Annotated in this window: 30 protein-coding genes and 2 pseudogenes; 6 read left to right on the plus strand and 26 right to left on the minus strand. The window is 36.0% G+C overall.

The window, feature by feature from the left end; all coding sequences use genetic code 11:
- Nucleotides 1-29: 29 nt before the first annotated feature.
- The 3 genes from AC3II9_RS05650 to AC3II9_RS05660 are packed head-to-tail and all read right to left on the minus strand — an operon-like array spanning nucleotide 30 to nucleotide 1,949.
- Complete coding sequence (locus AC3II9_RS05650) at nucleotides 30-809, minus strand: ABC transporter permease (protein ID WP_489153853.1); 780 nt, start codon at nucleotides 807-809, stop codon at nucleotides 30-32.
- A complete protein-coding gene (locus AC3II9_RS05655) occupies nucleotides 806-1,714 on the minus strand; it encodes an ABC transporter ATP-binding protein (protein WP_489153855.1) in 909 nt (302 codons plus the stop codon). The genes AC3II9_RS05650 and AC3II9_RS05655 overlap by 4 nt, the downstream gene beginning before the upstream one ends.
- Nucleotides 1,698-1,949: a PLDc N-terminal domain-containing protein gene (locus tag AC3II9_RS05660; protein ID WP_489153857.1), complete on the minus strand. Its 252-nt coding sequence runs from the start codon at nucleotides 1,947-1,949 to the stop codon at nucleotides 1,698-1,700. The genes AC3II9_RS05655 and AC3II9_RS05660 overlap by 17 nt, the downstream gene beginning before the upstream one ends.
- A 186-nt stretch (nucleotides 1,950-2,135) precedes the next feature.
- On the opposite strand from AC3II9_RS05660, the gene AC3II9_RS05665 reads away from it, so the two are divergent.
- On the plus strand, nucleotides 2,136-2,675 hold the full coding sequence (locus tag AC3II9_RS05665) for a helix-turn-helix domain-containing protein (RefSeq protein WP_489153859.1): 540 nt from the start codon (nucleotides 2,136-2,138) through the stop codon (nucleotides 2,673-2,675).
- A 73-nt stretch (nucleotides 2,676-2,748) separates the two neighbouring features.
- Here AC3II9_RS05665 and AC3II9_RS05670 read toward each other — a convergent pair whose 3' ends face one another.
- A complete protein-coding gene (locus AC3II9_RS05670; RefSeq protein ID WP_489153861.1) occupies nucleotides 2,749-3,288 on the minus strand; it encodes a DUF1572 family protein in 540 nt (179 codons plus the stop codon).
- Nucleotides 3,289-3,365: 77 nt separating this feature from the next.
- Between AC3II9_RS05670 and AC3II9_RS05675 the strand changes: the two are divergent.
- Nucleotides 3,366-3,714, plus strand: a pseudogene (locus AC3II9_RS05675) (AsnC family transcriptional regulator).
- Nucleotides 3,715-3,767: 53 nt separating this feature from the next.
- On the opposite strand, the gene AC3II9_RS05680 reads toward AC3II9_RS05675, so the two are convergent.
- Nucleotides 3,768-4,130: a hypothetical protein gene (locus AC3II9_RS05680; RefSeq protein WP_489153863.1), complete on the minus strand. Its 363-nt coding sequence runs from the start codon at nucleotides 4,128-4,130 to the stop codon at nucleotides 3,768-3,770.
- A 73-nt stretch (nucleotides 4,131-4,203) separates the two neighbouring features.
- On the minus strand, nucleotides 4,204-4,371 hold the full coding sequence (locus AC3II9_RS05685) for a hypothetical protein (protein ID WP_489153865.1): 168 nt from the start codon (nucleotides 4,369-4,371) through the stop codon (nucleotides 4,204-4,206).
- A 307-nt stretch (nucleotides 4,372-4,678) separates the two neighbouring features.
- On the opposite strand from AC3II9_RS05685, the gene AC3II9_RS05690 reads away from it, so the two are divergent.
- From AC3II9_RS05690 to AC3II9_RS05700, 3 genes are all read left to right on the plus strand, one after another.
- Nucleotides 4,679-5,182 (plus strand): sigma-70 family RNA polymerase sigma factor, encoded by a 504-nt coding sequence (locus AC3II9_RS05690; protein ID WP_489153867.1) that lies wholly within the window; start codon nucleotides 4,679-4,681, stop codon nucleotides 5,180-5,182.
- Complete coding sequence (locus AC3II9_RS05695; RefSeq protein WP_489153869.1) at nucleotides 5,175-6,029, plus strand: hypothetical protein; 855 nt, start codon at nucleotides 5,175-5,177, stop codon at nucleotides 6,027-6,029. The genes AC3II9_RS05690 and AC3II9_RS05695 overlap by 8 nt, the downstream gene beginning before the upstream one ends.
- A gap of 70 nt (nucleotides 6,030-6,099) precedes the next feature.
- Nucleotides 6,100-6,978 carry a flagellin N-terminal helical domain-containing protein gene (locus AC3II9_RS05700; protein ID WP_489153871.1) on the plus strand — a complete coding sequence of 293 codons (879 nt, stop codon included), beginning with the start codon at nucleotides 6,100-6,102 and terminating at the stop codon, nucleotides 6,976-6,978.
- A gap of 52 nt (nucleotides 6,979-7,030) precedes the next feature.
- Here AC3II9_RS05700 and AC3II9_RS05705 read toward each other — a convergent pair whose 3' ends face one another.
- Nucleotides 7,031-7,477: a hypothetical protein gene (locus AC3II9_RS05705; RefSeq protein ID WP_489153872.1), complete on the minus strand. Its 447-nt coding sequence runs from the start codon at nucleotides 7,475-7,477 to the stop codon at nucleotides 7,031-7,033.
- Nucleotides 7,478-7,721: 244 nt separating this feature from the next.
- Here AC3II9_RS05705 and AC3II9_RS05710 point away from each other — a divergent pair, with 244 nt between their 5' ends.
- Entirely contained in the window at nucleotides 7,722-7,874 is a 153-nt protein-coding gene (locus AC3II9_RS05710; RefSeq protein ID WP_391372398.1) for a YpzG family protein, read from the plus strand.
- 129 nt (nucleotides 7,875-8,003) lie between these two features.
- Here the strand turns inward: AC3II9_RS05710 and AC3II9_RS05715 are convergent, their stop codons facing one another.
- The 19 genes and pseudogenes from AC3II9_RS05715 to AC3II9_RS05805 form a co-directional block, all read right to left on the minus strand.
- Complete coding sequence (locus tag AC3II9_RS05715) at nucleotides 8,004-8,186, minus strand: hypothetical protein (protein WP_489153874.1); 183 nt, start codon at nucleotides 8,184-8,186, stop codon at nucleotides 8,004-8,006.
- 412 nt (nucleotides 8,187-8,598) lie between these two features.
- Nucleotides 8,599-9,234 carry a hypothetical protein gene (locus AC3II9_RS05720; protein WP_489153876.1) on the minus strand — a complete coding sequence of 212 codons (636 nt, stop codon included), beginning with the start codon at nucleotides 9,232-9,234 and terminating at the stop codon, nucleotides 8,599-8,601.
- A 167-nt stretch (nucleotides 9,235-9,401) separates the two neighbouring features.
- The gene (locus AC3II9_RS05725) at nucleotides 9,402-9,650 is read right to left on the minus strand and encodes a hypothetical protein (protein ID WP_489153878.1); all 249 of its coding nucleotides are present in this window, start codon (nucleotides 9,648-9,650) and stop codon (nucleotides 9,402-9,404) included.
- Between the two features lie 72 nt (nucleotides 9,651-9,722).
- Complete coding sequence (locus AC3II9_RS05730; RefSeq protein ID WP_489153880.1) at nucleotides 9,723-10,211, minus strand: GNAT family N-acetyltransferase; 489 nt, start codon at nucleotides 10,209-10,211, stop codon at nucleotides 9,723-9,725.
- A 90-nt stretch (nucleotides 10,212-10,301) separates the two neighbouring features.
- On the minus strand, nucleotides 10,302-10,889 hold the full coding sequence (locus tag AC3II9_RS05735; RefSeq protein WP_489153882.1) for a redoxin domain-containing protein: 588 nt from the start codon (nucleotides 10,887-10,889) through the stop codon (nucleotides 10,302-10,304).
- 221 nt (nucleotides 10,890-11,110) lie between these two features.
- Nucleotides 11,111-12,802 (minus strand): FAD-dependent oxidoreductase, encoded by a 1,692-nt coding sequence (locus AC3II9_RS05740; protein WP_489153884.1) that lies wholly within the window; start codon nucleotides 12,800-12,802, stop codon nucleotides 11,111-11,113.
- Nucleotides 12,803-12,819: 17 nt separating this feature from the next.
- Nucleotides 12,820-13,521: a DsbA family oxidoreductase gene (locus AC3II9_RS05745; protein ID WP_489153886.1), complete on the minus strand. Its 702-nt coding sequence runs from the start codon at nucleotides 13,519-13,521 to the stop codon at nucleotides 12,820-12,822.
- 82 nt (nucleotides 13,522-13,603) lie between these two features.
- Nucleotides 13,604-13,900: a rhodanese-like domain-containing protein gene (locus AC3II9_RS05750; RefSeq protein ID WP_489153888.1), complete on the minus strand. Its 297-nt coding sequence runs from the start codon at nucleotides 13,898-13,900 to the stop codon at nucleotides 13,604-13,606.
- Between the two features lie 190 nt (nucleotides 13,901-14,090).
- Nucleotides 14,091-14,732, minus strand: a complete 642-nt coding sequence (locus AC3II9_RS05755; protein WP_489153890.1) for a response regulator — start codon at nucleotides 14,730-14,732, stop codon at nucleotides 14,091-14,093.
- Complete coding sequence (locus tag AC3II9_RS05760; protein WP_489153891.1) at nucleotides 14,729-15,763, minus strand: PAS domain-containing sensor histidine kinase; 1,035 nt, start codon at nucleotides 15,761-15,763, stop codon at nucleotides 14,729-14,731. The genes AC3II9_RS05755 and AC3II9_RS05760 overlap by 4 nt, the downstream gene beginning before the upstream one ends.
- A 1,765-nt stretch (nucleotides 15,764-17,528) precedes the next feature.
- Nucleotides 17,529-17,765, minus strand: a complete 237-nt coding sequence (locus tag AC3II9_RS05765; RefSeq protein WP_489153893.1) for a hypothetical protein — start codon at nucleotides 17,763-17,765, stop codon at nucleotides 17,529-17,531.
- Nucleotides 17,755-17,901 (minus strand): annotated as a pseudogene (locus AC3II9_RS05770) (glycohydrolase toxin TNT-related protein); the annotation flags it as partial. The gene AC3II9_RS05765 and the pseudogene AC3II9_RS05770, both read right to left, overlap by 11 nt.
- A 10-nt stretch (nucleotides 17,902-17,911) precedes the next feature.
- Entirely contained in the window at nucleotides 17,912-18,052 is a 141-nt protein-coding gene (locus AC3II9_RS05775; RefSeq protein ID WP_489153894.1) for a glycohydrolase toxin TNT-related protein, read from the minus strand.
- Nucleotides 18,045-18,461 (minus strand): contact-dependent growth inhibition system immunity protein, encoded by a 417-nt coding sequence (locus tag AC3II9_RS05780; RefSeq protein WP_489153896.1) that lies wholly within the window; start codon nucleotides 18,459-18,461, stop codon nucleotides 18,045-18,047. Before AC3II9_RS05780 ends, AC3II9_RS05775 begins: the two co-directional genes overlap by 8 nt.
- A 90-nt stretch (nucleotides 18,462-18,551) precedes the next feature.
- Nucleotides 18,552-19,022: a polymorphic toxin type 28 domain-containing protein gene (locus tag AC3II9_RS05785; RefSeq protein WP_489153898.1), complete on the minus strand. Its 471-nt coding sequence runs from the start codon at nucleotides 19,020-19,022 to the stop codon at nucleotides 18,552-18,554.
- 345 nt (nucleotides 19,023-19,367) lie between these two features.
- On the minus strand, nucleotides 19,368-20,819 hold the full coding sequence (locus AC3II9_RS05790; protein WP_489153900.1) for a hypothetical protein: 1,452 nt from the start codon (nucleotides 20,817-20,819) through the stop codon (nucleotides 19,368-19,370).
- Entirely contained in the window at nucleotides 20,816-21,268 is a 453-nt protein-coding gene (locus AC3II9_RS05795; protein ID WP_489153902.1) for a hypothetical protein, read from the minus strand. The genes AC3II9_RS05790 and AC3II9_RS05795 overlap by 4 nt, the downstream gene beginning before the upstream one ends.
- A 272-nt stretch (nucleotides 21,269-21,540) precedes the next feature.
- A complete protein-coding gene (locus AC3II9_RS05800; RefSeq protein WP_489153904.1) occupies nucleotides 21,541-21,864 on the minus strand; it encodes a hypothetical protein in 324 nt (107 codons plus the stop codon).
- A 126-nt stretch (nucleotides 21,865-21,990) separates the two neighbouring features.
- Entirely contained in the window at nucleotides 21,991-22,293 is a 303-nt protein-coding gene (locus AC3II9_RS05805) for a hypothetical protein (protein WP_489153906.1), read from the minus strand.
- Nucleotides 22,294-22,298 lie beyond the last annotated feature (5 nt).

Raw genomic sequence — 22,298 nt, forward strand, 5'->3', positions numbered from 1 at the left:
ACTACTTAGAAATGTAAAGGATTTTTTATTTAATATTTTTTATTTACAATCCAGTAGTACATCATTTGCACCATGCCCATTATAATGAGAAGTGTTACAGCCATATTCAGCAGCCATACCTCCCCCATACTACCGACCATTAGCGTCGAAATAGCCCGAACACTCATACTTCCCGGATTGATTAGATCAAGCAATGGATGTAACCCAGCAGTTAATCGACACAACAAGAGCACCATAATACTCACTAACGCAATAAATGCCTGACTATTAAACATCGCACTAAGCATGACTACAAACGTTATGACAAATAAGACCCAAACACTATAAACGGCTAATGCAAGTAGCACATCGGCAAGTGGTATAGCCGCAAACAAAAAGGCCGTGTAACTATATGACACAAAGTACCCGATTGCTACACAACTAACAGCTAATACATAGTGTGTGATCATTTTACTTCCTAAATAAGAAGCAATGGAAACAGGTCTTGTTAAAATAAATGCCAGCATGCCATTGGCTCTTTCTGCTTGAATAACGCCCATCGTTGCAACTACAAGAATAATAATACCAAGTTGGTCAAATTGTGAGCTTAATGTAGAGGCGAGCACTTCCCGTCCATTATAATTAGTCATGGCGGGATCAATTGTAATGCCTTCTACTCCACCAAACATTTCTACTATTACAGGTAAATAAAACATCAGTATAGGCTGGGTTAGCCCTAACAATATAAAAACAATAGGTAGCCAAATGATTTTATATTCGTGCATCATTTGGCTGATTTCCTTTTTACTTAGTGCAAAAAAAGTACTCATACATCCACCACCAATGATAAAAATTTCTCTTCAAGGCCTTCGTTGCCGCCTACTTCAAACTTTTGAAAGCGAATATGTTCTTTTAGTGCATGCTGCAAGAAATGATGTGCATTTTTTTCTACATCATCTATAGAAATTTTAAAACGCCCCTGTACATGCTCTATTTTTTGTATATATGGCAACTGTTCCATCCTTTTTAACCGTTGCTCATCTTCTGATGGGATTGTCATATAAATGACATTTTCTCGCTGTTGATTCAGTAGCTCCGTTTTTGTAGCATCTTCTATTTTCTTCCCACTTTTAATCACGACAAAACGTTCACAAATTTCTTCCGCATCCCCTAAAATATGTGTAGACAATAAAATCGTCGTGTCCTTTTTAATGTCTTTTAGCAGATTTAATACTTCTCTTCGGCCAATCGGATCTAGCGCTGATACAGGTTCATCCATAATGAGTAACGCTGGTTTATGCAGCAAGGCTTGTGCAATCCCTAAACGTTGCTTCATCCCCCCTGAAAAGGTTCCCACTTTGGCTTGTGCTTCATTTGCTAATCCTACTTTGGCTAAAATTTTTGGAATGTCCATATGCAATTGCTCTTTCGCTATCCCCGATAAAGTCCCCATAAACTGCAATGTATCGTAAGCTGTCATCCATGTGAAAAAGTTAGGATATTGCGGCAAATAACCAATTTGATTTTTCTTAGTAGCTATTTTTTGACCATCCAATAAAATATTTCCTTCATCAGCCTCTAAAATATCGGCAATCATTTGTATCAACGTTGTTTTACCTGCCCCATTTGGCCCAATTAACCCTACGCATTCATTTCTCTCGATGACCAGTGAAAACTGTTTCACAGCCGTTCGTTGTTTAAATTTCTTTGTAATATTATTAATCTCTAATCGCATGCTTACTTACGTCCTTTCTACCTGTAGTAAAATATAAAATCGGTCCAATCGTATTAAATAATAAAATAATAACTGTCCACTTTAAGACATTTTCACGTACCTTTCGATGACGATATAAGTCCATTAAAGCAATCAGAATTAATAACAGTGACAACACAACAAATGGAATCAAAATGGGTAAAATCACGCCCCACTCAATCTCTCCTAGTTCATCAAATCCATAGTGCAGCTTCATATTTTTATCCTCCTTTATTATCATTATCAATAATGATAATATAAAGGTAAAGGAAATTCACTACCTTTTTTCAACTTTACAAGCTCTTTATTCTGTATTATCTTTTGTGATAACATTATCATTTTTCATAAAAGTGATTGATTATTACTGATATGACAACTTTTAAATGACTCGGAGGCGCTCATGATGCGAAGCAAAGCAGAAGTGTTAATGCACCCTGTGAGAATGAAAATTTTACAGGCACTTATGCAAAATAAAGAAGGTGGTTTAAGTACATTGGAGATGATTACCGTCATTAAAGATGTTCCGCAAGCTACTTTATATCGACATATTCAAATTTTAGTGGATGAAAATATTATTCATGTTATTAAAGAAAGAAAAGTACGTTCCGTCACGGAGAAATTTTATGCTTTACATGAAGGCGCAGCTCGACTGAATGATGCCGACTGGAAAAGCTTATCGAAAGAACAAAAAATAAATTACATCTCGAACTATCAATTAGTGTTACTATCCCAATATCAGCATTATTTACAATCGCTCGAGGATAAAGTACAAGATGAAGATTCCGCTACCTTTTCATTCATAGAACTAACATTAACAAGCGCGCAATTCACACATTTTCATCAAGAGCTCAATGATTTAGTGACAAAATACTATCAAATGAACAACCCAACAGAAGAAGCAGAAACAAGAACAATCGCAATTAATATTATTCCAAAAACTTAAAGCAGAAGCACTCAACATGAAAAACGGCGACTTCTATTTTTGCGTCGCCGTTTCGTATGATGATACACTCCCTCTATTCTGCATTATGCTTTTTTAACATCTCTTGCAAATATGCTTCTGATTTCCCAACAGGAATACTAAGGCTTGCCCAATTCACTCCCTTCAATTGCTTCCCAATATATATCATTTGTCCTACATGATACGCATAATGGGCCAACTGTCTTTCTAATGCATCAATTACACTATGTTTTTCCCCACGAATCACTACTGTCTTTAACAAATCATCCGTTTGTAATGTATTTAACGTATCAAAAACCTTAGCCCATCCCTCTTCCCATAGTGAACCGAGTTCATCTAATGAGGATATCGTATCTTGAAATTCTTGTTCACGATTTCTGTCGGGCTTTTCACCATCTGTCGTTAAGAAATCGGTCCATCTTGATATCATATTCCCACTTAAATGCTTTACTATTATGGCGATACTGTTAGATGCCTCGTTCGGCTGCCAATGGACTTCTTCTTTCGTTACCTGCTGAATAGCACCATCCCCAAGTTTTTTCACACTTTCAAATCTAGCTCGAATCACTTTTAAATACTCCCATTCCACCGTCACTTAACCTGCCTCCTTTTCACAAGACCCTACTCTATATATTGCTGCTACGTACTTAACTTATATGCTCTAATACAGAAATATATGGATCAAAATATCGTAAAATATTACAGGAGCATGCAAAAATTTCGACGAAGGAACTAGCGGTGGCTGTTCATTTATCTTCTCTAGCTGTCTTAAATTAGAGGAACGACAAATGATTGAAGAGTATTGTACACATTCTCTCTCAAAAAAATGAACCGTCCTATTTGTGTCCTTATATTACTTAAATCAAAAGATTGTAAAGCGTTAGCAAACAAAAGTAGTTACTTAATTCTGTAGAAAGTTTAGAACACTTTATCGATGCAATACGGCACACCCTCGACCAATATCGTGCTACCTTCACACAAGAAAAAAATAATTGAACCTTTTGTGATTCAAAATATATAAAATAACTGCCCCTCGAATAATACTGTCTATCATTCAAAGAACAGTTAATCGTATTATTTTTTCAACATTAAATGATGACGATAACTGAAAATAACAGTACTCGCTACAATGATGGGTGCAGTGATAAATATTGCTAAATAGCGGATGAATGTCCAATCTGTTATCGTCTCGTCCAAAATGTTTATTCTTGCAAAACAAGGCACAAATATGACAACAATAAAGACATACACACTCAATTTCATCATTGCTTTATGTTTATTTGGGTATGCTTGATGGATATATACAATCGCTACTATTGTAATGAGAAGGACAATACCAATAAATAAAAATAGAATGGATGGAACTTCCTGATTGCTCAAAAATGGTGACCCCAACAACAAAAGGGCTACCAATAAAACACTCGCCACATTTCTCATTGTTTCTCCTCCCTTAATAGATGATCATAATACCTGCCCAAATATCCCTACCGAAAGCGTTTATCACCTCGCTTCAATTTAGTGCGTCACAAAACAATATACATCTTGGTTGTACATTTATAGCGGCTGTATGTGGCTTTTCTTGTGATATACATCGAATCATAATACTCGATTGATTGTATTGGATATTGGAAATGGCATAGCTTGCTTGATAACTAGCAAGCTCCTTATCAGAAATCACACATTCCCCCAACTTTCCCATGCTTAAAAAAATTACGTTTTTTGCAATATACTCAATATCTGACACAATATGAGTCGACAATAAAATTATTTTGCGCACTTGTCGACAAAACCCCTCTCAATCGAATCCGTTCATTTGGATCAAGTCCAGCAGTTGATTCATTTAAAATTTAGGAGCATTGAAGAACCCCCTACACGCAAAATTCGACTTTCGACAATATATTAAATGGTAAAATTTTATAATTATATGGATTTTTCGTCCAAACCGATTTACTATCCGTCTATTATAGTAGAAAGGAGGTTGCCGAATGGAGCTGGAACAATTGATTGAGTCCTATAGTGATTATTTGTATCAAATTGCTTTTATTTATGTGAAGGATGAGCGAGTAGCTGAGGAAGTTGTGCAGGATGTCTTTTTTACTTATTACAAAAAGCGTGAACAATTCCAAGGCAAGAGTTCGTTGAAAACCTATTTAGTGAAAATGACGATTAATCGGAGCTATGATTATTTACGAAGCTGGAAAGCACGGACGTTACCATTATTTCAGCTATTTGAGTCAAAGGTGGAGCGAGCCGATCAACCGCTTTTGAAAAAGGAAACACGGGGGGAAGTCGTATCCGCTGTATTAACATTGCCTGTTAAATATCGAGAGGTGCTCTTATTTTATTACTATGAACATATGACGACAAAGGAGATTGCGCATTTTCTTGCTACACCGGAATCGACTATTAAATCTCGATTACAACGGGCTCGTCAGGAGCTAAAGCCAAAACTCGCTAAAATCGACTGGGAGGTGTTATTTGATGAATAATGAGTTAAACAAATTTGAACAACAGCTAAAAGAAATTCGTTTATCGGCCGCACAAAAAAAGCAGCTACAAACAACGATTTATACAAAACGTGTACCAAAAAACTATACATATCCAGCTGTCTTCACCTCATTTATAGCAATGACTCTTTTTCTATTATTTATCTCACTACAGCCAAGTAGTGAAAATGCGATCGTTACAGCGAGTGATGCAGGTGAATCATTTATCAGTGACATGCCGAAAAATATAATCCAATGGGGTGTTACTACACTGATTTCTTTTGTATTAGCCGGCGTATTCGCTGTTCTTTTACTATTTAAATCTACACGTTGGAATAATGTACATGCTATTCGATATGGTCGAAGCTTATTGACATTCAAGAAAAATCACCATTTGATTTTGTTTATTTTCGCAATTGGACTGTTTTTATTTATCGCAAGTTGGGCTGTAATCGTAACGGAATCCCTTTCGATTCTGCACGGTTATTTCCTGTTACTTTATAACATTCATGCCACACTTCTTTTATTATGGCTTGTAAAAGATGCGCCTCATGCTACTTGTCCATGTTGCAAAGAACCGTTATCAAAAAAATTCATCATTAGGAGACTACGATATTCTGCTAAGGAAACATGTCCGTATTGCGATGAAAGGCTTTACCTTACAAAACAATCTAAAAGAAAGTTCTACCTTGCTTCGGGGTTGTTTATTGCAGGCTATATCATATTTGGGCTACTAGGCATTCCGCTGTTTATTTTAATTGGTATATTCGGTTGGTACTCCTTCATTTTCAGTACCGTTCTGCCTCCATATTTAGCCCAATTTACAGATGATCCACAATATCTTTGGTAAGAAATATAGTACTAAACAGTCTTTAGATAAAAATGGAAATACCGATACAATATGGAAAGGGGGTGGCAATATGCGAATTGGTGATTGGTATGCCATGGGGATGATGATGCATAGTCATTACCAGCGAAATATGAATGCGATGAATAAGGCACTTCTCCGTATTTCATCGGGGCATCGTATTAATAGTGCTGCTGACGATCCTGCAGGGTTGGCTATTTCTGAAAAGATGCGGGCTCAAATTAGAGGATTAAATATGGCCAGTAAAAATATTCAAGACGGGATGTCCTTGTTGCAAACAGCAGAAGGTGCCTTAAACGAAAGACATGCGATGATTCAACGCATGCGTGAGCTATCCGTACAAGCTGCAAATGACACGCTAACGGATGCAGACCGTGAACTACTCGACATCGAATTCCAGCAGTTAAAAGAAGAAATTACACGTGTGTCAAGGGATACTGAATTCAATACGAAAACACTATTAAATGGGAATTATGCTAGTGATCCGATTAAAATTCAAGTCGGTGCAAATAGCGAACAGTCTATTGATATTTTCATTAATGGTATGAGCGAAGCAGCCATTGGTCTCGATGGCTTGGATATAAAAACAAGGGAAAATGCAGATGCAGCCATTGGTCTCAATGGCTTGGATATAAAAACAAGGGAAAATGCAAATGCAGCCATTTCAGCATTAGATGACGCATTAAAAAATGTGTCCCATGAGCGTGCACGATTAGGTGCTTACTATAATCGATTAGAACATGCCTATAATGTGACAGAAAACACTGCTGAAAACTTAACAGCTGCTGAATCTCGCATTCGTGATGCTGATATTGCGAAAGAAATGATGAATATGACAAAGGCGAGTATTTTGATGCAAGCAACGATGTATGCCATGAATTTGCATAAACAACAAGCTTTTTCGATTTTGCAGTTGTTGAATCCAAAATAATAATAGTGGACTAGGTGCCTTCGCTGAGAAAAGACAAGTAGGCACCTTCCTTTTACCTTATTTCTTTTTGAAAAAAACGCGTATAAACAAGAAACAAAACGAGGAGGACTGCTACCATACCTAAAACAGACATTGCATAGGAAGATACTCCTTTGTTGTAAGTGTACTCCCCTTCCCTTATTGCTTTTCTATACTTTCCATTCCCCTCATTTACGGCTATTGCTACATCTGTGCTGATTCCTTCAATTGAATAGTATTTTGTTCCTTTTTTATAGGTGTTTGAAAAGTTGCCACCATACTGTTCCATATCCGAATATTTTGTGACATGACCAATTTCATCATTTATATGTGTGACGTACTCATCACTTATGACATAAAGATAGTCATCCCATACAACAAATGAATACGCCCAACTTGTCCCTAATGCTTGGCTCGGTAAATAAAAAATCATAAATGCAATCAGTAAACTTGTAGCAGCTCCTAACGGTTTACTCCGCATACTCTCCCTCCTCTTGCATTTTTGTTATAAATTTAGACTGTTAACTGGAAAGGAAGTTACGCTATTTTTGAATTTATTAAAAAATTTCGGTAAATAGAGGGAGGTGTTTTACGTATTTGTTTGCAAAACTAGTAATAGTTTTTTCAAATAGAGCCACGTTAAGAGGCATAATATCGATAAATGGAGTTATACTAACTGCGGTTTCACATTAGAAATCTTCATAATTATTGAGGAGGAGATACCGATGAGCAAGAAGGACTATTTAGATCCAAAATCTCAGAAGATCCACCAGAACTGGACCAATATCAAGCATGCGAAATCTCAAGTAAATGGACAAACGGAGATTTCTCTCCATAACCAAATATTGAGATCAGAAGCAAAAGCTCGACAGTTTTAAATTATTATGAAGAGTTCAGTGAAATCAAACCCGGAAGTTAGTTTCCGGGTTTTTTTGTTGTACCGGGGAGAAAGGTGGTACAACGCCGGTACGTACCCGGTACAATGGTGGTACCTCGGTGGCACCTAGCTACGAATTTCTCCGTCGCATATCCGTCAATATAGCGGAGACAATACGTATTATAAAATAGGAAGTGCCAACTAAACCGACAATTCCTACAATCATTAAAAGTGGGATTTGACCGGAAAACATCATGCCGACGACAAACATTACAAAGAAAAATAACACTCCAATACTATTAGCGATAGACAAATCAGTAGCCTCCCCTCTCTGCTTATTGATTGTATAGCTCAAAAAGAGAAAATTATTCGTTGCTTTCATACTAAAATAAAAAAATCAAGATTACGTAATGCGCAATCTTGATTTTCTATATGTATATGCACAGCACAAGCTGCCTGGTGGATCACAGACGGTCCTGATTAGTCATTACCTCAACCAGTACTCCAGGATTTGAAAGAGACTTTAGCGTTAAACTTTTAACGTTGATGTTTTAAGAACTTTGAAGCGTGAATTTTAACTTTTAAACTTTTAGCTTTGAGCCTTTATTTTATTAAGTGTATTAGTTGATTAAAAGTATTTTAAATAGGTGTTCATTATTTTAACTCGTGTACACCAAAAACGAGTGACTAATCGTTTTCTGTTTTCGCAAGACTATGCAAAGGATTTATTGTTGCACTTCGATAAATGTTGTCGCATTTGATTCAGAGAGTACCGCATCTACTTCTGATTCAAATTCGTCAATCTTCGCTTCTAATGTATCAATTACTTTCTTTACATTTAGTGGGTCGAGTAATTCATACTCATTCCGTTTCATAAAGGTTTCCGTATGTAGCTTTACTTCTTCAGGTGATTGCTTGTCTTTATTCCCTAAAATATTCACTAAATATGTTTCGAGCTTTTCGGGTAAGGCATCGTTGTTCGTTGCTACTCTTTGCATTGCACTCATATATTGCTTATGTAGCATGCCCAATAACTCTTTTTCATATTGAATCGATTGCTTTCGTTCAATCGCTTCCGCAACCGTCATTTGTTCGTTACTGACTTTGACTATTGTTTTCGCATTTGATTCCACCACCAATGCTTTTAATCGATTGCGATAGGCGATTAACCCTACTACTTTATCATAGGAGCCTTGCATATTTTTCATAAACTCATCTATGTCAACACCGTTGATTTTTGTCTCGCTTTTGCGATGGGCTGCCGCAGCCATTACTTGTCCTGTAGCGCTCTCAATTCGGTTATGTAACATCTTTAGTTCTGTTAATGCGCGGTGAATTGTCATTTTTTTCAATTCCGTCAATTGTATCGCCTCTTTCGAAAAGATTTGTAAGCACCAAACTACTATACTATAATAAAAAACAATTATTCAAATAATAGGTTTAACACTGCAACTGGGTACGTACCCGGTACTTCCCTGGCACCACGGTGGTACGTACCCGGTACTTCCCTGGTACTTCCCCGGCACAATTACCTCAACCTCTTTTTAATTTGCTTCATTTCATACGTCAAATAATCTAATTGCTTTTTGATTGCCTCCAAATCATTGTTTTTATTTATCCTTTTCTGTTCTTCCTCTTCTAATGCAAGGACAGCTGCTATTGTTGATAAAGATTCACCGAATATGACAATGGTACTTGCAATGATATCGAGTCTAGCTGCTTGGTTTTCTGCATTAAGGATTTGGTTATTCAAACTAGAGTCTTTATTGTTGTTCATTCACAAATCCTCCATATCCAAAATAAGACCAACTTAAACACATCATATGCATACCCTAAAGCTCTGGTGCCGTTAGCGTAATACTTCTAAAACCATTCTCGTCGTTTGTAATAAATGACCATCAAAATCTTCTTCAAATTCATCAATTATTTTAAAGTTCCTAGCGAGGTAAAATTGCTTGCCTACTTGGTTATCCGATTCAACATTGATGTAAACTGCCTTAGGCGATAATTGCTCAATCCCAAATGTTAGTAGCTTTGAGCCTACTCCTTTCCCTTGAGCTTCGGGTAATAAATAAATAGCCGCAAGCTCCACCTCACCATGGTCTTTGACATTTGAAAAATTAGCAAAGCCAATAATTTTACTATTCTCCTCTGCTACATAGAAAGGTGTTTGTTCAAGACGTTTCTGTAGCATCTCCTTGTTGTACGCCATCGCTAAAAAGTTGTCTTGAATCTTTTTAGCGATTATCCCTTCATATGTCGCATGCCAACTGTTAATCGCTACTTGTTCTACCATCTCAATATCTGTAGATTGCATTGTTCTAATATTTATCGTCATTTGCCCCCCTATTATGTTGTGAAAATGGTTGGCTGTATAAACAATAGGTCTGAATTTGACCATTAACAGGCAAATTCAGACCTTTCATGATTATTCATCATAGCTTTTTAATGCATTGATCATTTCTTCTAACATCTGTTCATCGACAGCGCCAACAATTTCTTGGAATACCTTTCCTTCTTGGTCGATAATGTACGTCGTTGGGATAGTGATAATGCCATATTGTTGACCGACGATATCCTCTTCGTCTAATAAAACAGGAAAAGTGAGTCCATAGTCCTCTACAAATTGCTTCACTTTATCTAACCCAACATCCATACTCGTTAAATTCACAGCTAATATTTCGATATCATCCTGTTTTTCATAAAAGCTTTGCATATGTGGCATTTCTTCTTTACATGGCGGACACCATGTTGCCCAAAAGTTTAAAATGACAATTTGTCCTTTATAGTCAGATAAACTGACTTCCTCACCTTGCAAATTGGATAAGGTAAAATCTTTCGCATACGGTATTTCGGCATTGACTTCTGTATTTACTTCTGCCGTCTCTTCCACTACTTTACTTTCGGCTTGTTGTATTTCATGTGAAGATGCCGTTTCATCCCCTGTTAACAAATTGACCGCTACAAAAACTAAAAGTAACGATACAATGAGTAGCCCTAGTAGATTTTTCTTCATTTACTTCCCTCCCTTATTTTATAGCTTAACGATTCATTGTGAAAATTGTATTAATATAAAAATATAATGATAAAAAATGAATAATAATGTACGTAATGGCTAATAACTGGATATGTCCCCTTTTAGAAAAGCACAGCTCAATCTAATTGAGCTTGTGCCTTACCCTTTTGTTTACCTATTAAAATGGCAGGAAAAGCAATATGCTATTCCTGCCACATTTATTATTTAAAGTTATATGTTGTAACGATTGGTTCGCGGTTTTCCGTTTGGTCTTTATAGTATTCGTATAAAGAAATGCCTAAAAAGGATCCTGAAATATTAAATACATGGTCATACCCACTGTTTTCTAATGCCATCACTGCATTATAACTACGTTGTGCGGAACGGCAATGTACATATACGGGCACGTCTTTTGGAATTTCATCCATTCGTTCACGGAACTGACTTAACGGAATGTTTTTAGCGCCTTTTACATGACCGGCTGCGAATTCATTTTCCTCACGTACGTCAATAATGACAGCGCCTTGTTCTACTAAATCCCGTACATCGCTAACACGTACTTGCTTGAATCGACCTTGCATAATGTTTGTAGCCACAAGTGCCGCGAGATTCACCACATCTTTTGCTGTACTAAACATTGGTGAGTAAGAAAGCTCTAGCTCTTTTAAATCCTCGATTGTGCCGTTCATCGTAATTAAAGTCGCAATAACATCGACACGTTTGTCTGCATTTCCCTTACCAATCGCTTGTGCACCAACGATACGTCCTGTCGGTACTTCATAAATCAATTTAAAATGTAACACATTGCTCGATGGCATTAAGCTTACTTTGTCTGGTGCAATGATATAAACTGCCTCTACATTTAAGCCCATTTGTTTCGCTGTGCGCTCATTTAAGCCTGTTGCTGCCGCTGCGTAGTCAAACACTTGAATACTCGATGAGCCAATGACCCCTTTATTTGTCGTCGGGATACCGTAAATATGGTCGGCAACAGCACGTGCTTGGCGCTGTGCTGGACCAGCTAACGCTAAACGAGTTGGTTTATGCATAATGCGGTGATACACTTCAATCGCATCGCCCACTGCATAAATATGTCGGTCTGATGTTTGGTAGAACTGGTTTACTTTAATCGCCCCTGTTTCACCAATTGCAAGGCCAGCCTCACTTGCTAGCGTTGTTTCTGGACGAACACCGATAGCTAGCACAACAATATCGGCCTTAACTTCTTTACCCGAGTTTAACGCAATGCTCGTTTCGGTGATTTTCGCTAAGCCGTCGTTGACAATTAACTCGACACCATGATCCACCATTTCTTTATGCAAGATTTGCACCATATCGTCATCAAATGGTGTTAAAATTTGTGGGGCAAATTCGACGAGTGTGACACCACGACCTGCAAGTTTTAAATTTTCTGCCACCTCGACACCGATGAAGCCACCACCGATGACCGCAATATTTTTCGCCTCTTTTTCGACAATCGCTTGCTGTAAGCGTTCAATATCCACCACATTACGCACCGTAAATACATGCGGTAAGTCTACCCCTTCTAATCTCGGCACAATTGGACTGGCACCAGGAGAAAGAATCAGTTCATCGTAGCTTTCGTCATATGTTTCATTTGTTGCTAAATTTTTGACTGTCACGGTTTTCTCAGCGCGGTTAATTTTCACCACTTCACTTTCAACACGTGCGTCAATATTATATTTTGCCTCAAATGATTCTGGATTCATGAGTACTAAACGGTTACTATTTTCAACAATACCGCTTAAATGATAGGGTAATGAACAGTTTGAAAATGATACATGTGGACCTTTTTCAAACATGACAATATTTGCTTGTTCATCTAAACGACGAATACGTGCTGCAGCAGATGCTCCCCCTGCTACGCCCCCAATAACTACGATTTTCTTCATCTTACTTCCCCCTTAATTTATAATTTACAACCATCTGGACCGCAAACATCTGTGCCGCCCGCAATGTTTAATTTTTGCGCTGCCACTTCTTGTGCCTGCTTTAATGTTTTTGTAAACACTTCGATTGGCTCAGCTCCGATAATACCGTATTGATTTTCAAATACGAAAAACGGAACGCTCGTCACATTAAGTTGCTGGATTTCATAGCGATCTTTTGCAATGTCTTCTGCATATTGCTCACTTTCAAGCACTGCTTTCGCTTCTTCTTTTGGTAAGTGAAGTGCCTCTACGATGGCAAGTAATGCTTCCGAATCATTTACATTTAACCCTTTTGTAAAATAGCAATCCATCACAGCGTCGATCCATGCTGCTTCTTTATTAAACTGACGTGCCCATTTTGCTAGACGATGCGCATTTTCAGTATTCCCAATTTGCATTTTTTCAAAGTCGTATGTTAACCCAACTTCATTTGCTCGCTGTTGGATAGAGGATGCCATTAACTCTACATCTTCACGTGAAGATTCATATTTCTCCATCATCACTTCATAAAACGATCTTGCCTCTTCTTTCGAAGCTTCAGGATTTAATAAGTATGTTTTATACTCAATGTCCACTTCCTGTTCAAATCCTAATTCTTCTATTGCTTGTTCTAAACGCTTTTTGCCAATATAACAAAATGGGCAAGCGAAATCTGAAAAAATTTCAATTTTAATACTCATACTCATTCATTCTCCTCTTACAATAAACAATCTATTTTCAAAGCCTATATTTCGCTCATTTTACCCCTATAGGTATAAACTCTTATTCTACTTGCCCTTCCCAAGCAAGCATACCCCCAACCATATTCGCTACATCATAACCTTGTGCTGCTAAGAAGGCTGTTGCTTGGCCGCTACGTGCACTTGAGCGACAAACCATAATGTACGGTGTATTTTTGTCTAATTCATGCATACGAAATTCTAATAAACCTAATGGGATATTCACAATGCCAGGAATATGCCCCGCTTGCACTTCTGCTACTTCACGTACATCGATTAAATTTAACTTTTCGCCTGCTTCTAAACGTTGCTGTACTTCTGTTGTTGTCATTTCTTTCATCATGTTCTCTCCTCGTCATGTGATTTCAAGCTATCATTTTACCTCTATGGGTATTATTTTAAGTAAAAATATATAGCCGAGTAAGTTTACAATCGGCTGACTATCTTTATTTATATTCAATATATACCCCGTTAGGTATATTGTCAACCGCTTTGACTTTGCATTTTTTCTTGAGAACAAGATGTAACCTTTAGGAGTACAGGATGTATTTATTTGTAATCCCATATTGAATGAGTTCGGCCTTACTTTTTAAGTTGAGTTTCTGCATAATATTGGACTTATGATTTTCAACTGTTTTTGAGCTAATGAATAGCTTATCGGCAATTTGTAAATTCGTATAACCTAAAATCGTTAAACGAACAATTTCTTGCTCGCGGTTTGATAAAATATCCACATTATTTTTACCTTTTTTCTTAAATAATTTCTCTAATTGCTCCTCAGGAATCCCGACATCATAGTATGTTCTTCCGCCATAAACAGCCTGAATTGCTTCATACACTTGATTGCCCTTACTATTTTTTAATATATAACCATCTGCATCCATATCAATTGCCCTTTGTACATACGCTATTTCATTATGCATCGTCAGTATGACAATTTTTATCGTTGGAAAATCCCTTTTCACTTTTTGTGTAACCGCCAATCCGTCCATGCCATTTGGAATCGAAATATCGAGCAAGATGACATCAGGCTTCACTTGATAAATGAGCTGAAAACACTCTTCCCCATCACTTGCCTCTCCAACCACTTCAATATTATGATACTGTTCAAGTAATAACGTAATCCCTTTTCTAATTAACACATGGTCATCTACAAGTAATACTTTCATCATGTATTTGGCCTCCATCGTGGAATGACTATATCAATACTCGTTCCTTGATTCATTGCTGATTGGATTACACATGTCCCATTTAGTTGATTAACCCTTTCCTCTATATGCTTCAGCCCAAGCCCTTCACTACGCAAATGATTACGATCAAACCCGATGCCATCATCCTCGATTTTCATGAAAATTTGTTTATTGTTTTTTAAAATATGGATTTTCACTACAGACGCTTTGGCATATTTCGTAATATTATGCAGTGCCTCTTGTGCGATGCGATAAAGGTTAATTTCAACAGCGGGATCACAGCGATCAAGTCCTTGTGTTGTTAGTTCAATGAAAAGTTCAGGTACATTTTTCTGGATTTTTTCAATTAATATTTCGATTGTTGCTTTTAGCCCTAGCTGGTCCAAACTATGCGGTCTTAATTGATGGGCATAGGCATTTATGTCGCCCATTACTTTTTGAAGCTCCTGCCTCACTTCACCAATATAATTCGTCAGCTTTTCATTCTCATGGACGTATGATTCGATGGCATCCAGTGCAACAGACATAGAAAACAAGGATTGACCTACACCATCATGTAATTCCTGCGCTAGCCGTTTATGTTCAGATTCTTTCGCCTCTATCAGCTCGCCTATCCGCTTTTTATTAAGCGCTGCCTCATGTGCTTGCTGCCTCACTGCATGATCACGTAGCACTAATAAATATTCCGTTTCTCCCGTTTCACTATTTGGATAAATGACCGCTGTGCTCATTTCCACCTCGATTTCTTTGCCATGATATGTTGGCATTTGGGATAAAAATGCCGGCACCTCTTTATTTGCGATTAAATAGCAAGAAGGCTTTTCTACACGATTGTTCCGTGTCATACAAAAAGAGCAATACGGGACATACTCCCCGATTTGCCAGCCCGTTAACTTTTTCGCCGCTGGATTGAGCATAATAATTTCTCTCGATTCCTTCATAATGATTATACCGTCTTGCATGTGCTCATAAATCTGCTTTAAATATTCGTATTGAATTACTGGTAGCATCATCATTCACCTCACCATTAATTACGCCCCGGCGTCATAGTGTCCGCCAGAGACTTGTACTTCTTTTCAGCGAATTTATTGGCGACGAAGCGGGGCAGGAGCATGTGTTGGAACAAGCGCTGGACAGTTACTTAAAGCCATGCTTATTTCACTACTTATAGAGAGGAATAAGTTAAAACGAATAGAGCTATGAATCTATTACCCTTCATCGCGCTATGTATAATATAACAAATTTTATAATTAATTTACAAAATATTCTTAATTTTATATACAATTAATATGAACAACAATTCAGCCTGACAATTGTTCCGGCTAGGTGCTTTTTCGATAGGTCACAACTGGCAGCTACACTTGACTATTCCTAGTCCAATCAATGAGGATTCTTTACTTGCTGATTATGAAATAGATCCATGTCAAAAGAGACGAGTCTGATTGTTGGTAGTATAACTTTATATGGACAACCACGTAAGAAAAACATGTCTCCACCTCTTTTCGGGAAGACATGCCTTTCTAAAATACTCTATTTTTTAGGCTCAAATGCGTGTGAATCTTGCTTGTTAACTATCATAATAAATGTTCTTTACTTTAATTTATATACCCCGTAACTTTCACCCATATTTTCAGCTAACTATATCGATGATTGCTTGCGATTCACCTAGTATGCGCTATTTTTACGCCTGAAAAAGTGGAAGGGATACGTATAGTGGCAAAGAGAATGTTCATTTGGCTAGAAAGAATCATGTTCTCTGTTGTGCGTAAAGATTATAAAGAATTTTTTTAATTCTCTAGGTCTAGATAAAGCGAAAATGTAGCCACTTTGACAGTTACAAAGCTGTTCTTCTCCCTCTAAGTTCAGATCAAACGCTATTATATCAACGATTCCTAGATAGATTTTGCAATGAATGTCTAATCATATTTTACTTAATTATCTTTCACTATGTATAAACCCTATTATAGCAAGTTTTGTTGATATACAACCATAAATCCCCAGAATGCACCAGTTCTAAATATACCTCTTCCTAATCAAATATTCACCTCAAAATAATTCACCTTCAGCACAGCCAAATAAATGTTTATTTCAATCAAAAAATGCATATTTTCATAAAAAATAGAAGACATTGCCCGCTTTATCTAAATACCTCGTAAATAAAAACTCAGCAGACGTCCAAATGAAGTCTGCTGAATTTTTCACCTTATTATGCGCAAATGGCTTTTTCACTAAAAATTAAATGTATGTCTTAAGAGGAATACAATCAGCTCCTCCCTAGACTTTCGTTAAGCTATTGAGCTGCGAAAGTTGAGTATATTTCAAATGAGAATCACCCTTTTTATTTGCCATTTCACATCGGTTTACACTGTGGATTACGTATTGGGAAAGTTTTTGGGCTTGAATGGAAACATGTTATGCATGCAACAACATTCATCGAGAATGATTCATCTTTAAAAACTGTGCAAAAAAGATTAGAAACTTCATTAAAATACATATAAAGTGACTATCCATCACAGCGAGCTTTTATTTATAGTTAATTAATCTATAATTTATGAAAAGATTAAACAATCGACCGCATCTTTTGCATACACTGTCGAGATAACTAGATGACTTGTAATGATAATAGGCATATTAATAAAAAAGTGCTATGTAAATAAATACATCACTATATTTTGCTATATAAAAAACCCCCCAAAAGTTAGATTTTTCACTCTAACTTTTGGGGGGACAGCACTTCACGGAGTGGTCTTTTTCTTACAATGATATCTGTAAACAAGACTAATTTATTTTTGCATATTTTTCTACTATTTTATAAAAATATTCACATGCTATATCCTCATCATCAAATATTTTTAATCCTGTCTTTCTTCCTCTTTCGCTATAATACACTTCCCATCTATCACCATCTTTAGCTATACAGTACATTTCATTGGGAAGTCCTCCTTTTAATATCGAATAAGCACTTTTAGGTACATTTATTTCTTTAAGTTTTTTCTCTAACTCGTTAATTTTCATCCCGTTGTAACCATCCCTTTTTTTCATGTTTCAATAAATTTTCAACCTTGTCTGGCAACAAATATTGTATACCACCTCCAACTTCATCAAACCATGGGGCTATTTGCCATCCCTTAACTTCAAAAGGTACAACGACTTCAAATACACTATAAGTAAGGTTTTAAATCTGTACCTGGAGCAACAGCTCTCATTCCATAAGGAGTACCTTCTGGTGAAACAAATGTACCTGTATCATATCCATACCTATCTATTCTAAATCCAAGTTGCAAAAATAGTATCTTATTCATTGTTAGCTATCTTTTCTTGGAACACCCTCAATAATTCAGAGTATTCTTCCATATCTTCATTGATTGCCCAATCCAATTCATTCAACTTTAAAGATACTTCAGAAACCAAATTTTTAATCTCTTCAATAGAATTATTGACCTTATTAATTTCCATTGATAATAGAGCCTCCATTAATTGACCATCATACATTTCTCCCGCTAATGGATTTTCATATAAATATCCAATCGCCTTCCTAATTGCCAAATCCCCCAAAATGTTCTGTTCTAACATTCTAATAACATCTAAAGTTGAAATATCTTCAATTTGTTTATTATAAAATTCACTGTACCATAGCTCCAAACTATGTTCAGACTTTTCATATGGAGCGGGTAAATTATAAATTTTACCAATCTTCATGTTAATCGACATTTTATTAATTCCTCCATGTGTAGAAAACAAATCTTCTATCCTTTTAATATACCTATCCGATCTATCTAAACCATCTTGTAATACTTTTCACTATGCTTCATTCAGATTCGGATTCTTTAGCGAACCTTCTAATCTACTTTTGATTTTCTTTAAACCCTCATGAGAATCCTTCATTTCTTGCAAGTCGTTCCAGTATCCACCGCCTGATTTAGGTACCGGATTACCTTGTAAGTCACGTAGCTTACCTGAAAAATCTTTTTCTGTTAGATGACCTTCCACAATATTATCCAACGTCTCTAAATTTCTTTTCTGCGCTCTAGATAAATTTTTAAGAGAATCTGCATCCTTATCTAAATCTTCTACATTATCTTTATCTGGTTCTGTTGGCTCTTTAACATCTGGATCAGATTCCGTTCCTAGGTCAGGATCAACACCTAGTGAAACATATGGCTTAATCCATGGATTGTAAATAAATAGGGCATCACCAACAGGTACGACAATGGGCACTGGTTGTGGTATTAAATTTGGTATAGTGTCATAATCTGGTTCAGGCTTAATCAATGGATATATAAGGATTAAGAATTATATCTCCAATAGATGGTATAAAGCCATATTTGTAAGGAGCAGATGAAGGAACTATACTACCATCAGGTATAAGTACTCTATCTTGACGACCAACAACTTCGCAATCAACATAAAGCATATCGAAAAAAAAATTCCAACCAGTAATATAAACATAAACACTTACATCGTTAGGAAAGGAGATGCAGTTGCAGCAACTAGATGACTTGTAATGATAATAGGCATGTTTAGTTTAGAAAACAGAGCTCTATAAATAAGAAGAGACCACCCCATTAGATAGTGGTCTTTTTCTCATATTTTATTGGCTTAAAAAGATTAAGTTATTTACATGTTTTGATATTTATTATAATCAACTGTTTTAGCCACTTTAGTAGCTTCATCTATTTGCTTATTATTTACCTTTTCAAATATTTCGTTTGCTTCTTCATCCCAATCAGGTCCATATATGCTTAAATAATTTGCAAAGTCCAATAATGGCTTTTCTTTAGATGGTCCTATATCAATTAACTTTTGGTACGTAATAAACAAAATCTCAATAGGTAATATAAAATCTTGATTATCCTTTTTTATAATATCCTCTAAAATCTGACTATCAGTAGTGTTATTTAATTCACTTTTAAATTCTTCAATTGCAGAATTTAATTTTAATTCCATTTCTTCAGTTTGCTTCTTGTTTAAATTTGTCCAATCAAAGTTTAATAAGTTGATAATTTCCTGAGTATTTTCTAATATTCTCATGTTATCTCTCCCATTTTTTAAAGGGTAATAAGTTGATACACTTAAAGAACCATCATTTAACTTCATAATATTATATCCTATTTTTTCACCATTAACTGTCACTTCATATTCTTCTTTTGGCTTATTCGGTGTCAGAAATTCAACTCCTTCTTTCATCTTTTTTTGAATATCATTTAGTATCTCTCCTTCTATTTCATCCATCGTTCCAATCTCTTGAACACTACCAGTACTATGAGGACGATTATATCCATGTCCGCTATTTATTCTGACATTTGTACCATCTACATCAAAAGTTCTTCTTAAATGATCGCCTGTACCTTTTACATTAATGAATTTAAAATTTTTTATAGTATCACTTGTTTCTTTATCTAAATCCTCTCCATTATCTCCGCCCGGTTCTGTTGGTTCTGTTGGCTCTGTACCATCCGGATCAGGATCTGTCCCTAGTTCTGGCTCTTTTCCTTGCTCCGGATTTGTTCCTGAGTCAAGGTCAGTACCTGGGTCAGGTACTGGAATTTCATAAGGAATATTAATAGTACCCTCCCACAAATCATCGTTTATAGGTACTATCACCTCAATTGGATTAGTACTTGGTAACATCTCAATTATTTTTGCAGGGTCAGATTGTACCAATGGTTCTACTAAAGCATCAGGTATATTTAAATCAGGCAATTCATTTGGATAAACTTCAAATTGTGTTCTATAAGGTGAAGATGTACTAATAGCCGAAATAGGAAAACTTGTCATCGCATCCACAGTTTCATAACTAAAATCGCCTTTAATATTTTTTATCTGAATAACTTTTGCATAAACATACCCATGTTTATCGTTATAAGGCTTAAAATCATATATATTTACGGATGTATTACCACCATTAGGTAATTTAGAATATGCCGCAATAAATGAAGTCGGTCCAAACTCATACCGTTTAGAATAAGTATTTTCTCTAATTTTCATCTCATTAATTGTATAATTAAATAAATTATTTAAAGTAACACCTTCATAAACGGGTATCTCTTTTGATAGACTTTCCATCATTTTTTTTGTGCTTCAGCCTCTTGAAACCCCAAACCAATTTCAGCACCCACACCAATTGCTAAACCAAATAAGCTCAAATCCATTACCACTTTAGCCATACCAGGCATATTGTCAATTGGATTCTTTACTAATCCATTCATTTCTACATCTTGTATAATGGCATTAACTTGATTCCAATATTCTTGATTTCTTCCAGCAGCCTCATCTACTTTCCATTTTTCATATGCTTTCATGTTCCACGCATTAAATGCTTTTTCTTTTGCAGTTTTATCTGTAAATTTCACACCAGCTTTTTCCCAACCACCTATAACAATTTGTTTTAATGCATTACTTCCAACGACACCAATCGCTAAGGACTGCTTACCTGGTACGATTACGTATGATGAAGCGGTTAAACTTACAATAAGTACTATTGTGACAATTAATTTAATGATTTTATTTTTTCTCAATCTAACACTTCTCCCCCCCTATGATTTATACATAATTTTACATTTTATAATATACCATAAATGTAAAATCATAAATATTCCAATTAAAGAGCCTTCTTATAAATGTATCTAATCAACTCTTATTCTATTTCTATCAATTTGTTTGATTTTCTTTCTCATCTAACCAATCGTAGAAAGGTATTGAACGTTCCCTATACGTTTTAACATCCCCAGATTAAGAAGCAATCAAAATTAAGACCACCCTCTACGGAGTGGTCTTTTCTATTATATCCTTACACTGCCTCGCCAACAGCTCTCAATATATCTAAAAATAACGGTGATAATTGTATCAATACATACCCTAAACCAGCATTCATAATCATGCTCCACGCTTTTTCCGTATTACCAATCATGAAAAAGAAGCAGGCCCCGACCATGATAACTGATACTATCGGAAAACTAATAGCAACCAATATATCAATTACTGGATCTAGTATCGTCGCAAGCATTTCCAAAGATGTGTCTGCGATTAGCCCCGTTTGTTGAACAGGTGCATTAACTGGAATCGTTATAGAGGAGTATGAATCGACAAGAGGACTTGTAATGATAATAGGCATGTTAATAAAAAAGTGCTATGTAAATAAGAAGAGACCACCCCATTAGGTAGTGGTCTTTTTATGTTTTATTCATAGTCAGATTTATTTACTATTTCCAGAGTCTATTTGAACAAAGTCCATTTCAAATTATATTTTCTTGTTTTCAATTAGCTCTAGTAATTCATCTACACCTATCTTAAATCTTGTTTGTGAAAAATCGTCTTTAAATTCTTCGGATACATAATCAATAATTACTATATCTTGAGTGCTCTCTTTCTTAATAAGATATTGATTACCTTCAAATTCTCCACTCCTAAAGTTGTTTAAGCGGAGAAAATCATAAATTATTGTGTATGACTCCTGATTAATCTCTGCATTAAGAAAATCCTCAAGTAAACCGAATAAAAACTCATTATTAATCTTAACAAACTCTGCTTTACTAAACTTCATAAGCC

Source organism: Lysinibacillus sp. RU7 (assembly GCF_057837305.1).